We start from the raw sequence: 14703 nt of genomic DNA on the forward strand, positions 1-14703 counted from the left end.
ATCAACTTAACTTAAATATTAACTTAAATATTAGCTTAAATATGCTAATAAAAAATATATGAATTTAAAAATGATTTATGGGTTGCTTAATGCACTTTTTACGTTTAAAACCGATAATCACATGACTAAAATCAATCAACTTTTCACTGTTTTTAAAGGAAAAAATAGCTTTCTATTTTTATACAAGCCTTAGAAATAAATTCTTTAAAAGAATAGATGACCCTAGCGTCACGGCTTGATACAACTTGTTATGTCCTTTTTGGATATAGTTATCGTAAGATTAGCGAAGCATTTTGTGTGCGCTAACGCATACACGCTTTATGACATCAACTCAGAATCCTCCACAACAAGGGAGATCAGGCATGATCCACGCTGGCAATGCCATTACCGTCCAAATGCTTGCGGACGGAATTGCAGAATTCCGCTTTGACTTACAAGGTGAGTCGGTTAATAAATTTAACCGTGCAACCATCGAAGACTTCCAAGCAGCAATTGCTGCGGTTAAAGCCAATAACGACATTAAAGGCTTAGTTGTTACCTCTGGTAAATCAACATTTATCGTTGGTGCAGATATTACTGAATTTGGCGACAACTTCGCTGCTGGTGAACAAGCAATTGTTGATTGGCTTATGCCTGTACATGACGTCTTCAATAGCTTTGAAGATTTAGACATCCCTAAAGTTGCTGCGATTAATGGCACAGCGCTTGGTGGTGGTTTTGAAATGTGCTTAGTGTGTGACTACCGTGTCATGTCTGAGCAAGCTCAAGTTGGCTTACCAGAAATCAAACTCGGTATCTATCCTGGTTTTGGTGGTAGCGTACGTTTAAGCCGTTTAATCGGTATCGACAATGCCGTTGAATGGATGGCAATGGCGAACCCGAAAAAACCAGCTGCTGCACTGAAAGATGGTGCTGTAGATGCGGTTGTTGCTGCTGACAAACTTCAAGAAGCTGCGATTGATTTGGTAAAACAAGCCATTGCTGGTCGTTTGAACTGGAAAGCAAAACGTCAAGAAAAATTAGACGCAATTAAATTAAACCCACTTGAACAAATGATGGCGTTCAATACAGCAAAAGGTGCGGTACTTGCAAAAGCAAACCCTGCTCAATACCCTGCGCCAAAATTATTGCTTGATTCATTACAAGCAGGTGCAAGCTTAACACGTGATGACGCATTAAAAGCTGAAGCTCAAGGTTTTGCTAAAGCAGCGATTACGCCACAAGCAGGTGCATTGATTGGTTTATTCATCAATGACCAAGTGGTGAAGAAAACTGCGAAAAAATATGAGAAAGGTGCTCACCCTGTTAACCAAGCAGCTGTATTAGGTGCGGGTATCATGGGTGGTGGTATTGCTTACCAAGCGGCAAGCAAAGGCACACCAATCATCATGAAAGACATTGGTAACCCACAACTTGCACTCGGTATGAAAGAAGCGAATGGCTTGCTCACTAAGCAAGTTGAACGCAAGAAAATGAAACCTGCACAAATGGGTGAAACACTTGCTCGTATCCGTCCAACTTTAAGCTATGACGAGTTTAAAGAAGTGGATATCGTGATCGAAGCCGTGACTGAAAATCCAAAAGTAAAAGAAATCGTGCTTGCTGATACTGAAAAGCATGTTCGTGAAAATACGATCATTGCATCTAATACATCAACGATTTCAATTACACGTTTAGCAAAAGCATTACAACGTCCTGAAAACTTCGTTGGTATGCACTTCTTCAACCCAGTACACATGATGCCACTTGTAGAAGTGATTCGTGGTGAAAAGACGTCTGAAGAAGCGATCGCAACAACTGTTGTTCTTGCTCAAAAAATGGGTAAAACACCAATCGTTGTTAACGACTGCCCAGGTTTCTTGGTTAACCGTGTATTGTTCCCTTACTTTGGTGCATTTGACCTACTTGTAAAAGACGGTGCAGATTTCCAACAAGTGGATAATGTAATGGCGAAATTCGGCTGGCCTATGGGTCCTGCATACTTAATCGATGTTGTTGGTATCGATACAGGTGTACATGGCGCAGAAGTGATGGCTGAAGGTTTCCCTGACCGTATGAAGCCAGACTACAAAGGTTCTATCGAAGCGATGTACGAAGCAAAACGTCTTGGTCAAAAGAATGACGTTGGTTTCTACAAATACGTGTTAGACAAGAAAGGTAAGAAAGCGAAAACTGTTGATCCAACAGCTTACGAAATCATTGCGCCTTTCGTTACTGGTGAAAAACGCGAGTTTGATAACCAAGAAATCATTGACCGTATGATGCTTGCTTTCTGTAACGAAACAGTTCGTTGCCTAGAAGACAACATCGTTGCAACTGCTTCTGAAGCAGATATGGCGATGATCATGGGTGTAGGTTTCCCTCCATTCCGTGGTGGTCCATGCCGTTACATCGACCAAACAGGTGTTGCTGAATACGTTGCGCTTTGCGACAAATATGCACACTTAGGTAAGGCTTATGAAGCGCCACAAATGTTGCGTGACATGGCTGCTAACAACACAAAATTCTACGGTTAAGGAGCGACGTGAATGGCTACTTTAAATCCACGTGACGTTGTGATTGTTGATGGCGTTCGTTCTGCCATGGGCAAATCACGTAACGGTATGTTCCGCAATGTACGTGCCGACAGTTTATCTGCTGAATTAGTACGTGCACTTGTTGCTCGTAACCAGTTTGATACCAATGAAGTTGAAGACGTAATCTGGGGCTGCGTAAACCAAACTTTAGAGCAAGGTATGAACATTGCTCGTAACATTGGTTTATTAGCTGACATTCCTAAGACTGCTGGCGGTCAAACAGTAAACCGTCTTTGTGGTTCTTCTATGCAAGCAATCCATACGGCTGCTGCACAGATCGCTACAAATCAAGGTGATGTATTTATCATCGGTGGTGTAGAGCATATGGGCCACGTAGGTATGATGCACGGCATCGACCTTAACCCAGAAGCATCTAAACATTATGCAAAAGCATCGAACATGATGGGCTTAACGGCTGAAATGTTAGGTCGTATGAACCAAATTTCTCGTGAAGAACAAGATGCTTTCGGTGTTGAATCTCACCGTCGTGCTTGGGCTGCAACTCAAGAAGGTCGTTTCAAAAACGAAATCGTGGGTGTTGAAGGTCATGATGCTAATGGCTTCAAAATCCTTTGCGACATCGATGAAGTAATTCGTGCTGATGCAAACCTTGAAGCATTCAAAGCATTGAAACCTGTTTTCGATCCTAAAGGTGGTTCAGTAACAGCAGCAACTTCTTCTGCTCTTTCTGACGGTGCATCTGCAATGTTGTTGATGTCAGCTGAACGTGCTGCATCTTTAGGTTTAAAACCTCGTGCTGTGATTCGCTCTATGGCGATTGCAGGTTGTGATGCTGCGATCATGGGTTATGGTCCTGTTCCAGCAACTCAAAAAGCGCTTAAACGTGCTGGTTTAACGATGGCGGATATCCAAACTATCGAATTAAACGAAGCATTTGCTGCTCAAGGCTTATCAGTAATGAAAGGCTTAGGCATCTATGACAAGCAAGACATCATCAATTTGAATGGTGGTGCGATTGCATTAGGTCACCCATTGGGCTGTTCTGGTGCTCGTATCACTACTACATTGTTGAACGTGATGGAACAACAAGATACGCAAATCGGTCTTGCGACCATGTGTATCGGTCTTGGTCAAGGTATCGCGACAATTATCGAACGTGTTTAATCGACACTGAGATAAAAAGAAAATCTCCGCTATATGCGGGGATTTTTTTATGTGATAGAAATTCGTTTCATCGTTGTATCGAATCCTTGAAATACCAATACCCACTGTAGACAGAACCATACACTGCAAATTATGATCGCTATTCCAATAAATAATAAGGTTCTAACAATGTTTAAAAATATGGCAGCCGATCTAATGGGAACCAGTGATATCGGTAAGATTATTGAACCAAGAGACTATGACAAAACAGATATTGATGACTATATTTTCCATGAAGACAATGAAAAAATTTTCTTTTTGATCAAAGCAAAAACTGATGAATATTGTTTCACCAACACATCATTTATTCATCTTGATGGTACCAGTGCGGTCAGCAAAAAACGTACTTTAAATCGCTACCCTTATAAACATTATCAGATCAGTCGCGTGTTGCTTGAAACCGCAGGTACCATTGATCGCGATGTCGAAATCAAATTCCAACTTGGTGGAGCAAGTTATTCAATTGATATTGAAAAATCACAAATCGAAAAAGTACGAGATTTATATAAAGCTCTGTTTAGTATTGGGGAAGCGTGTAAAGAAATAGAACGTCAAATGAATTCATTAGTAATTACTCAACAAGCTGTGAATAACATGTTTTCTCTGCGTGAATTACCAGAACAAGTGTTGTTAAACCTCCCCGATATTATTTCACAGACGACGATTCAAGTTGAAAATAAATTTACTGAACGCCGTAAACAAATTGAAAATTATGATTTTTCTAGAATTTTTGAGCGTTATCTCAAACAATAATACAAAAAATCCCCGCAAGATATGTGGGGATTTACATATAACAAAATATAAAATTTAGCGCGTTGGAAAATTTTGGGGTGTTTTTAAACCAGCATCAATCTGTTGTTGTAATCTTAATAAATCATCCAACCTAACTTTTATAGATCCTTCACGAAAAGCCTCAGCATTATCTCGATTAATATTCAACGGCTCTAATATTTTAAATACACCATTACTTGGGTTAGAAGACTGAAATCCCATTGCGACAGCTAAAATATAATCTTCTAAAAATGGTGAAACCTGAGACAAATCAGGCTGCGCAGCCTTTGGCTCAAATTCAACTGCACTAATATTCTCAGGAATTCCTGCATTCTGCATATCAGTATGAGTTTTATAAATACGATGCTGAAGTGCTTGACGTACTTTTTTATCTTCTTGAAATGGAGTAGGTCCTACGACTTCTTCACGTAATTCAGATTCAGCCATAAGACGAATGGTTGGTAAAGTTGCAACCTCTTCGGCATGTACTGATGAAAACCCAACCAAAGTAAATGCCATCATCAGCGCTGATCGTTTTAGAAAGTTCATCACTTGCTCCAAAAATCATTCACCTTAAACATTAAATAAAAATAACTGTAAGCTTAAGCCTACAACAAAGTAATATTGAATTCTGTATCACTCTGATAAACGGTAAATAGGATTATTTTTTTGAACGTAAGATAAAATGAGCGAATCAAATAATATGTCTGATCTTTGTAAAATGAATAGATAAAAGAGGAAAAAATCTCGCATAAGCTCGTTTTTTTGATTACTGTGCTCGAGTGAATTTATAAATATTGATTATTTTCTATACTTTAAAAACGATTGGGAGAAATGGATGTTTTCAACTCTAATTAAAATGACTACAGCGATATCGATTACAGGATTATGTTTAGCAGGTTGTGCAACCAAAACCCTTATTACCAAAGACAGTAAAACTTATATTCGCACAACTAAGGTTACTTTAGTTGAAGATACTGTCATTGCGTTTGGAAGACCTGCTCAACAATCTTCAAATTTACCTCAAGATAGTCTCGTAATCGCAGGGCAAAAGAATAGCTATATCCTTACCCAAGGTGGATCCCAATTTGTGAGCTTAATCACAAAGCTCGACCCAAAAAATATTCAAATTACACGTGAGCTAAGCTTTTATTCTGAAAAAAATGATGGCAATTTTTCAGGCACACTCCCCCTATCATATATAAAACTAAAAGAAGACTTGAGCAAAAAAGATTTAGCGTTTTTCATTGAGAATGGTGCGAGAGAATGTTCTTCTTCAAGTGATGAACGTATGCAAGCACAACGCTTCTGCTTCGATATCAAACTCGCTGGTGTTGTTTATCCTACTGCAAATAATCTAAGTTCACTCAAAGCCTTAAGTAAGCCTTACCAAGTCTCCATCTATACCAATAAAGAAGAAAGTTATAAATCAAAATCAGGTATGAATCCTTTGGAAAAACTGGTATTGCTCCCTTTTGCCGTGGCGATTGATGTGGTGAGTCTACCTTTCCAAGCAGCAGAGAAAATCTTTGACTAAGCTTAAGCTCGAGTTCAATCATGCAATGATGTATGCAAGGCATCATTGCATCACAAAATTATAATTCTTCATCTAATACTTCAACATTGTTTTGCTTAATTTTATCCATCTTCTGATTTAATCTGAGCACATCTTGATAAAGTGCATTAAACTTTTTGACTTGTGTTGTTTCCTTAAAAAGAATCTTGTTATCTTGTCTTTGCCAAGGGTAAGTTTTTAACATATCAAACATCGCTTGTGCTTTCTCAATAACTTGTTGTTCAATCGGAAAAATGTCATGCGCCTTGTCTGTTTTCAGGTTATTTTGCAGTTTTTCTTGTAAAGATTTTCTCATTTCATTATGGATGGCAAGATTTTTTGCTTGTTCAAGTGAATCTGCCTGTATTTTCTGTCTCTTTATTCCATATTCAGTCGAGATTTTTCGAACATCCTGAAGCATTTTTTCGGTCTCACGATAACCTTTTTGACGGTCTTGATCTAAACGTTCGACATCTAGAAAAGTATCCCAATTTGCTGCTTTGAGTTGCCTTAAATAAGCGTTTCTTGCCTCAACATTTTGCATCCAATAACTAAGTAGGAACTCGGACATCAACTTATAATCACCAGATAAACGATCATCATGCACGTTGAGTTGTATAGGCTTGCTCCAGTCCTGCGCTTGATCATAGAGCTCACGCATTTTTTCAGCCATAACAATTTCAAACATTTGTTCGGTATTTGCTGCATTTTGCTTTACGCGATACTGATAGAAAAAGAATGTACCCAAACAAATCACGACGACAGTTAAAAATAATAAAAAACGGCGCATACAGCCTCCAAGTATCTTTATATTTTTTATGTTCTGGATCTAAGTTTAATCAATCAAACACAGACTGTTAATTGATTTTTATTTCATTTCTCGTAACGGAGCATTACATTTTCATCGCTTTAAATTTCGTACTTTCGCCCCTATTATCAAATCAACTGAAATTGTAGAGATATGCCATGCGCGTAGATATTTGGTCAGATGTCGTTTGCCCTTTTTGTTATATTGGGAAAAAGCGTCTTGAACATGTTGCTGAACAAGCAGGAATTGAGCTTGATATTCATTGGCATAGCTTTGAACTCGATCCAGATGCACCTGCCAAACATGAGACTTCGAATACGGAACGCTTAGCAAAGAAATATGGGCGTAGCTTTGCTGACATGGAAGAAATGGAACGTAATGTTGCGGCTATGGCAGCGACTGAAGACATTGACTTTCAATGGCAAAAAGCCAATTCAGGCAACAGCTTTAATGCACATCGTATTATCCATTTGGCTCAAAGCAAAGGTTTGGGTAACGAAGCAAAAGAAGCTTTTTTTCATGCTTATATGACTGAAGGTCTTGCAATTGGTGAACGTGAAGTGGTTGAAGAAATCGCTTCACGGATTGGTTTGGATCATGCTGAAGTCGAGTATGTATTGAATTCAGATGAACTGGCAGATTTTGTTCGCCATGATGAAAAAATTGCCCATGAGCAATTAAATGTAACGGGTGTACCCTTTTTTGTCTTTGATCAAAAACTAGCACTTTCAGGCGCACAACCACGTGAGATTTTCTTGCAGGCATTACAGCAAGCTCAATCCGCTTCTACAGAAGAAATTCAGCAAACAGATGCGGCTCAATGTAGCGATGATCAATGCGAAATTAAGCCCTAACAAGCTAGCTAAAATACAAGCTTCAGCAACTGTCTGAAGCTTGTACACAGCAAACGATCCAAGCTAGATGTGATAGTTACATCACCTATTATCTTAAAAAGCATACCGTTTATCTCTAGTGGTAAATTCTGTAACAAACTAAGTATTTTATTGATCAACTTTTGACTAAAAAAAATGTGATTAAAATCACACTACAGAGATAGATTTATAGATAAACTTCCCCAGCGCGATCTATTTATCCGATTTATTGTTTTAAAATGTTGATACTTTGAAAGCCAAAACATGATCAAAATCTCTATTTGGAATACCTAAATGAGATTTTTTACTAACTTGCAGTCTATAGATTTTGCATATTTTTCTTCTATAATCGTCATAAAGTGACATTCTTTTGTTATGAAAATTCAAGAGTTACAAGCCCTAATAAATGGTCAGATTCAACCCGAACAAATATGCATTGAGCAACTTGTAGCCTTGGCTAGACAGCATAATTTGACGAATACACCTGAATACAAACTGTTAGATGATGCTGTGAATATTGTACTAATTCATTATTTAAAACAGGCTCAAGCCTATCTCTAAGGAAACTATCAATGGACGTATTAGAGAAAGCATTATTGGTTGATGAGCTCAAACATCTGATTGTTGGGCTAAACAACGATAAAAACTCACTTTTTGAGATTGCAAAATCAAAGCAACGTATTAAGGATATTTGTGCTTCTTGTGACGATCCATTGTTTCAAGAACAACTCACTCCATTTAAAGAATTTATTCAACAAGAAGAATTTTCGGCTGAAGAATTAGAAAGCTTTGGGTATGCACTCACTTATCGCGGAACATTTAAATTTATGGGGCGTGTTGAACATGCTTTATTTGCATCAGGCGACATGGGATGGGCAGCTTTACGTCAGTCACAGCATTGGCAAATTTGGGTTATTCGTCCTACATTGTCTTTTATAAAGAGCCCTTGGTTTACATCTACTCGACAAGCACTTGAATGGATTCAAACGAGTACAAGTGATTATATAAAAACAGATGATGAACTCAAAAGTCTCATCCCTGTTTTAGAACCAATTCATCAAACTTCAACAGAATTATCGTTAGATCTAAATCAGACAATTCACAAGGACAGATTATCTGCAATGAGAGAAGAAACTGCGAATTTTGAAGCACAACTCGAAGCAATTATTCAGGAAAGAATTCAATCTGTACCCAATACTCCAGCACAAAGTATTCCAACGGCCGCAAAGCCTAAACCAAGTTTTAGACAAAATGTGCGTCCTGTTGCAAATCTAAATAAAGCTAAACCTGTTGCGCTAAAAGATTTTAATTTAGATGGACTGGTTTGTCGTTTAGAGCGTATCGATCCTAAAACATTTCCATCTTTATATCGTGTAGAGCTACACGATGAGATTGATCAAAATATTAAAATTGATTGGTTATATTTAAAAGCTGAGAATGACGTTCAACCTGTTTGGGAAACAGCTCAAATCTTTGTTGCTGAACAGCTTTATGCACAAGGACAGTTTTCACATTATGTTGTCCTTATTGGTACTCATAGTGTCGAATATGCTGCAACAATCTTACAAGCTTATACAGACCAACGTCATACTCAAACAAGCTCGATTCATCAAACAGACTGGGTTATTTTTAAACAACATTACCACCAACATGAAACACTATTTAATGAATGTATCATGAATGGTAGTCAAGTTTGGCAGCGTAATGAGCGATCTTACCCTTATATTCCTGCTGCCTTTATTAACACGCAAAAGTTTATTCCTTTTGAAGAAACAACAGCGACTTTTCTGACGCCAGTCATCCTACTCAAAGAGCGTCAAAAAATCAGAGTGCTACACGGCGCAGAACGCGTAAAATTATCGAGCGAAGATCAAGCTTATCCGTATCTATTGTTAGATCGTGCAGACGGCTATACATGGCAATTAATACGTCAAGTGATTAGCCGTCTCCCTCAACCAATTTCAGTTCACGATCTCTATCAAGCACTCGAAAATGCGGATGTTTCAGCGACCTAAATATCCATTTTTAAGATACATCTAATCCACCATCAAACTTGTGATTGCTTATTGCAAGTTTCATGGTGGATTTTCATAAATACTCATTCAAATTTTCAAAAGAATTGTTAAATTGCTGTTTTTTGTGTCTTTAGCTTGATTTTATTGCTTGAATAATCAAAAGTTAAATGAAGAACAATATATAAGTTTTAACTATGACGACTTTAAATCAAACGGTACCATCATATATTTTATATACGCTCATTGTACTTCCATTCGGTTTATCAACAACTGTTAGTGCAGCAACTAAACTGGTTGAACAAACTGAGAATAATATTCCCAAAGCGGAAACATCAAATCAAGAAAATTTCTTAGACTATATTCCTAAATGGGTAGATGCGAGTCCGACGGTTTTTCCTGAACAATCTGATCAATCTATTGTTCCTCCAACCGCTGAAACTGAGAATAAAACTTGGGTTGATCGTAAACAGCGTGATATTCGCAACTGGGCTGATCGAACCTCGGTTAAGATTGATGACTGGTTTGGTGATGTCGACCCTGAAAAACCAGCTTCAGCAACAATTCGTTTTATGTTGGATAATTATTGGAATGAATATGATAACTACGAGGTCAAACCTCGTATTCGAGGAAAAATCAAACTTCCAACTTTAGAAAAAAAATTTAGCGTAGTTTTTGGTGATGATTCTCTAGATGACGAATTTAAAAACAATATTGCCAATACCAATACACAACCGAATCAAGATCCAGATAAGAAGTTTGATTCCAAACAGACACGAGATAGTAATGGCTCTATTGCATTACGTTGGTCTAATTTTTCCAAAAAGCTACCATTTGATACAGATGCAGATATTGGTATTCGTTCTGGTGATGATGTTTACCTACGTCTAAGAGCCGAGAAGCACTGGGATTTACACAATGATTTCCACTTTAATGCTGAACAAATCTATCGATATGGTAGTCAAAGTGAGAACTATTTGCGCACAAATTTAGAATTGATACATGCTCGACCCAACCAACCTTTTCTTTCAAATCAATTCAGTTTAACTTACGCTGACAAGCAAGATGATGATTTGTTATGGGACAATCGCATTTTCCGCCAACACCAATTTTTTGCGCATAACAATTTTAATTACGGTCTCTATACAGGTGGGTATTACAACAATAATGACTTGCGTCTAAATAGTTGGGGGCCTTTTGTTTCTTGGAGACAACCTTTATGGCGTGAGTGGTTCTATGTACAAGGTGATCTGAACTATTTCAATGATCATCGCGAGGATCGAAATCATTATGTGAGTACTTTCGTTCGTCTTGAAACCCTATTCTAAATTCATTTAGATGATTTGAATGCTCAATTTAAATTTTAATTGAGCATTTTCATTTTTAAACAATCTTATAAAATAAATAATTAATTAAGCTTTGATTATTATTATTTGATTCTTTAATTTTTCTTTTATGCATGAATCATCGATACGCCATACTTGTGTATGTTTTGATTATAGGAAATCTATATTTAGGTTACCTAGTGCTCCCCTTTTTTCCTGTTTTGATCCCAATCAATAGACATCATACGCATCTTGCTCATCAATCTTTTTTACAGCCACATTCGCAAGTACATCATGTTTTAAAATGTTCTACGGTGATTACAGATGAAGCTCATGAACTAAGCAACGATCAACAACTTGCCGATGAACTTATGCAGGTTTTTGGTCATGACACTTTATGGCAACGTGCTCAGCAAACTCAACCGCCTAAAAAACTAGGCAAAAATACCAAGCACAATGCCTACAAAAGAATTCCCACGCCAAATCCACTCAGCGCAAGTTGGTCAACCATGTCTAATTTATTGCCCTTTCATAATGATCTAGATTTAGGATCAAATTCAGATACAGATATTTATGTCCAATTTCTCGCAAAGAAAAACTGGATTTTGCATTCCGGACTACGGCTCAATACAACTCAAATCTTTCGTTACGGTTCAAGCAGTAAAAACTATGCGGAAACCTACTTAGATTTAACCCAAAAATTTCAGGAACAAACACAAATTTCAACGCAATTTAACTTTTCTAAAGCTCAAGACTCGGAATATGTATGGAGTAATCGCACTTTTCAGAAATTAAATCTGTTATCTCAAAACAATCTCACCTATGGAATTTTGACTACAGGTGATTATGAAAACAAGGCTCTTCGTGTGAATGAGTGGGGACCATATTTTTCTTGGAAAAGACCAATTTGGCGTAATTGGGTCTTTATGCAAAATGACATTAATTATGTAAACATACCAACGAGTGAACAAGGATATTCTTTCAACTATCAAATGAAGTTTGAAGCACAGTTTTGATCAAAAGACCAACATAATTGTGGATAACTTAAATGTTATCCATAGATATAAAAAACCTCTGCCGAAGCAGAGGTTTTTAGGTCAAATCACTTATTGTAATAACAAACTGTTAATACGTTTTACATAGGCTGATGGGTCTTCAGGTAAGCCACCTTCTGCTATCACCGCCTGATCAAAAATCACATTCGCGAGATCATCAAACTGCGCAGAGCTTTCTAATTTTTTCACCAATGGATGTTCTGGATTGATCTCCAGTGTTGGTTTAATTTCTGGAACTGCTTGACCTGCCTGTTTCAACATGCGAATCAATTGCGGAGAAAGTTCACCCTCACTCGTTACCAAACATGCTGGTGAATCAACTAAACGCGTCGTAACACGCACTTCTTTGGTTTTGTCTTTTAACGATGTGGTTAAGCGATCCACCACAGGCTTAAACTGCTCAGCCGCTTGCTCTAGAGCCTTTTTCTCTTCGGCATCCTGTAAATCTCCTAAATCCACGGCACCTTTAGATACGTTTTGTAGTGGCGTACCATCAAACTCAAAGACAAAATTCATTGCCCACTCATCAACACGATCTGCCATGAGCAATACTTCAATACCTTTTTTCTTGAACACTTCAAGTTGTGGCGAATTTTTCGCAGCTGTTAAATTATCCGCAGTCACATAATAAATCGCTTTCTGTCCTTCTTTCATACGTGCTTTATAGTCGGCAAAAGAAGTCGAGATTTCATCATTGCTAGAAGTTGCATAACGCAATAACTTCAAGATACGCTCACGATTGCCCGTGTCTTCGCCTAAACCTTCTTTTAATACCGAACCAAATTCAGTATAGAAAGCTTTGAATTTCTCTTGGTCTTTTTCATCTTCCGACTTTGCTAAACCATCCAATAAAGTCAAGACACGACGCGCATTGCCTTCACGAATAGTTTTCACATCACGGCTTTCTTGAAGTAATTCACGGCTGACATTTAATGGTAAATCAGCACTATCGACCACGCCTTGTACAAAACGTAAATAGTTTGGAATGAGGTTGTCTGCTTCATCCAAAATGAATACACGCTTCACATACAATTTGATGCCCGCTTTTGCTTCACGTGTAAACAGATCTTGTTTAGCTTGACTTGGGATATACAATAATTGTGTATATTCAGTACTACCCTCGACACGGTTATGTGCCCATGCTAGAGGTTCTGCAAAGTCATGGCTCAGGTTTTTATAAAAGTCGATATATTGTTCATCAGTGATTTCGCTCTTACTGCGTGTCCATAATGCACTAGCAGAGTTAATCGCCTCCCATTCATCCGTCTTCACCATCTGACCGCCTTTAGGCTCTTCGCCCTCAGCGACTTCCTCTTCTTGCCATACTTCTTTTTGCATTTCGATTGGCAAACTGATGTGGTCTGAATACTTATTGATGATTTGTTTAACTTTCCACGACTCTAAATAGTCGAGTGCATCATCACGTAAATGCAAGATGATATCGGTACCACGGGTTGCTTTCTCAATCGTTTGAACTTCGAACTCACCTGTACCACCACTGATCCAACGTACACCTTCAGCAGTCTCTAAGCCAGCGCGGCGTGATTCAACCGTAATTTTATCGGCTACAATAAAACCAGAGTAAAAACCAACCCCAAATTGACCAATTAACTGTGCATCGGCTTTCTGATCACCACTTAACTTTGACATAAAATCTTTAGTGCCCGATTTTGCAATCGTACCAAGATTCTCTATCGCCTCTTGTTGGCTCAGGCCAATACCATTATCGGAAATAGTTAAAGTTTTATTCTCTTTATCCAAGCTCACACGAACATGCAAGTTGGCATCATTTTCATAATATTCAGGGTGATTAATCCCTTCAAAACGTAACTTATCGCAAGCATCCGAGGCATTTGAAATCAGTTCACGTAAGAAAATTTCTGGGTTGGAATACAGCGAATGTGTCACCAAATGTAATAACTGAGCAACTTCAGCTTGGAAACTATAATTTTGTGCGACTTGTTCACTCATAAATCACTCCTTATCTTGAGGCTTATATATTTGGAATGATTTATGAATGGTGCATATCTTGAATATTTCAATCCTTGTATTTTATTTTTTCAGTTAAAAAATGCACAAAAGAACAATTAGAATGGTCCTTGGCTCAATATACGTGTTTGTAGAAGTTGATCCAATTGCTGTTGTCTTTGTGCATATGCACGACGAAGACAAGAGGTATTTGCTGCACATGAATTACGCTGTTTCAACCATTGGAATTGCTTATCTTTTTCTGCATCACGTCCTCCCATAGGTAGTGCGTGCAAAATAATCTGGTAAGTTGTTGCCAGTTTTACATCTGCATCATTTAAACCAAGATCGTTACAAATCTGTTGTTCCGATTTTAATTTTGCAGCTTTGCATGGGAAACTGGCGGCATGGGTTTGAGATAAAATGAGTAATGGCATAAGAAATAATGCTGAACTGAATAATTTTTTCATCACCGATCACAACTTATTAAAAACTAGTTCTTAGCTTACCGCACGCTCTGTTTCAGGCTTGTATCTGTTTTATATTACGATTGCAAAATAGAAAACCTCACGATTTGTGAGGTTTCTTTAAATCTAA

The 14703-nt window shown here is 37.9% G+C and carries 13 protein-coding genes; 9 read left to right on the top strand and 4 right to left on the bottom strand.

Annotation, left to right across the window (positions count from 1 at the left end):
- The first annotated feature begins 362 nt into the window (after positions 1-362).
- The 3 genes from fadB to AC0JIQ_RS14875 all read left to right on the top strand — a co-directional run bounded on the left by fadB (position 363) and on the right by AC0JIQ_RS14875 (position 4493).
- Positions 363-2516, top strand: coding sequence for a fatty acid oxidation complex subunit alpha FadB (gene fadB / locus AC0JIQ_RS14865; RefSeq protein WP_474203276.1), 2154 nt, complete (start codon positions 363-365; stop codon positions 2514-2516).
- 12 nt (positions 2517-2528) lie between these two features.
- Entirely contained in the window at positions 2529-3701 is a 1173-nt protein-coding gene (gene fadA / locus AC0JIQ_RS14870) for an acetyl-CoA C-acyltransferase FadA (protein WP_474202092.1), read from the top strand.
- A 168-nt stretch (positions 3702-3869) separates the two neighbouring features.
- On the top strand, positions 3870-4493 hold the full coding sequence (locus AC0JIQ_RS14875) for a PH domain-containing protein (protein ID WP_474202093.1): 624 nt from the start codon (positions 3870-3872) through the stop codon (positions 4491-4493).
- A 54-nt stretch (positions 4494-4547) separates the two neighbouring features.
- Here the strand turns inward: AC0JIQ_RS14875 and AC0JIQ_RS14880 are convergent, their stop codons facing one another.
- Positions 4548-5060 (bottom strand): hypothetical protein, encoded by a 513-nt coding sequence (locus AC0JIQ_RS14880; RefSeq protein WP_474202094.1) that lies wholly within the window; start codon positions 5058-5060, stop codon positions 4548-4550.
- A gap of 289 nt (positions 5061-5349) precedes the next feature.
- On the opposite strand from AC0JIQ_RS14880, the gene AC0JIQ_RS14885 reads away from it, so the two are divergent.
- Positions 5350-6048, top strand: a complete 699-nt coding sequence (locus AC0JIQ_RS14885; RefSeq protein ID WP_474202095.1) for a YidX family protein — start codon at positions 5350-5352, stop codon at positions 6046-6048.
- Between the two features lie 58 nt (positions 6049-6106).
- Here the strand turns inward: AC0JIQ_RS14885 and AC0JIQ_RS14890 are convergent, their stop codons facing one another.
- Positions 6107-6856 carry a hypothetical protein gene (locus AC0JIQ_RS14890; protein ID WP_474202096.1) on the bottom strand — a complete coding sequence of 250 codons (750 nt, stop codon included), beginning with the start codon at positions 6854-6856 and terminating at the stop codon, positions 6107-6109.
- A gap of 176 nt (positions 6857-7032) precedes the next feature.
- Between AC0JIQ_RS14890 and AC0JIQ_RS14895 the strand changes: the two genes are divergently transcribed.
- The 5 genes from AC0JIQ_RS14895 (at position 7033) to AC0JIQ_RS14915 (ending at position 12099) form a co-directional block, all read left to right on the top strand.
- Entirely contained in the window at positions 7033-7728 is a 696-nt protein-coding gene (locus AC0JIQ_RS14895) for a DsbA family oxidoreductase (RefSeq protein WP_241283272.1), read from the top strand.
- Between the two features lie 393 nt (positions 7729-8121).
- A complete protein-coding gene (locus AC0JIQ_RS14900) occupies positions 8122-8307 on the top strand; it encodes a hypothetical protein (RefSeq protein ID WP_004659320.1) in 186 nt (61 codons plus the stop codon).
- Between the two features lie 11 nt (positions 8308-8318).
- The gene (locus AC0JIQ_RS14905; protein ID WP_474202097.1) at positions 8319-9761 is read left to right on the top strand and encodes a hypothetical protein; all 1443 of its coding nucleotides are present in this window, start codon (positions 8319-8321) and stop codon (positions 9759-9761) included.
- 194 nt (positions 9762-9955) lie between these two features.
- The gene (locus AC0JIQ_RS14910; RefSeq protein WP_474202098.1) at positions 9956-11086 is read left to right on the top strand and encodes a hypothetical protein; all 1131 of its coding nucleotides are present in this window, start codon (positions 9956-9958) and stop codon (positions 11084-11086) included.
- A gap of 131 nt (positions 11087-11217) precedes the next feature.
- A complete protein-coding gene (locus tag AC0JIQ_RS14915; RefSeq protein ID WP_474202099.1) occupies positions 11218-12099 on the top strand; it encodes a selenocysteine synthase in 882 nt (293 codons plus the stop codon).
- Between the two features lie 90 nt (positions 12100-12189).
- Here the strand turns inward: AC0JIQ_RS14915 and htpG are convergent, their stop codons facing one another.
- Positions 12190-14109 (bottom strand): molecular chaperone HtpG, encoded by a 1920-nt coding sequence (gene htpG, locus AC0JIQ_RS14920; protein WP_474202100.1) that lies wholly within the window; start codon positions 14107-14109, stop codon positions 12190-12192.
- 116 nt (positions 14110-14225) lie between these two features.
- Positions 14226-14576: a lysozyme inhibitor LprI family protein gene (locus AC0JIQ_RS14925; protein WP_474202101.1), complete on the bottom strand. Its 351-nt coding sequence runs from the start codon at positions 14574-14576 to the stop codon at positions 14226-14228.
- Positions 14577-14703 lie beyond the last annotated feature (127 nt).

The organism is Acinetobacter sp. FB (assembly GCF_056033405.1).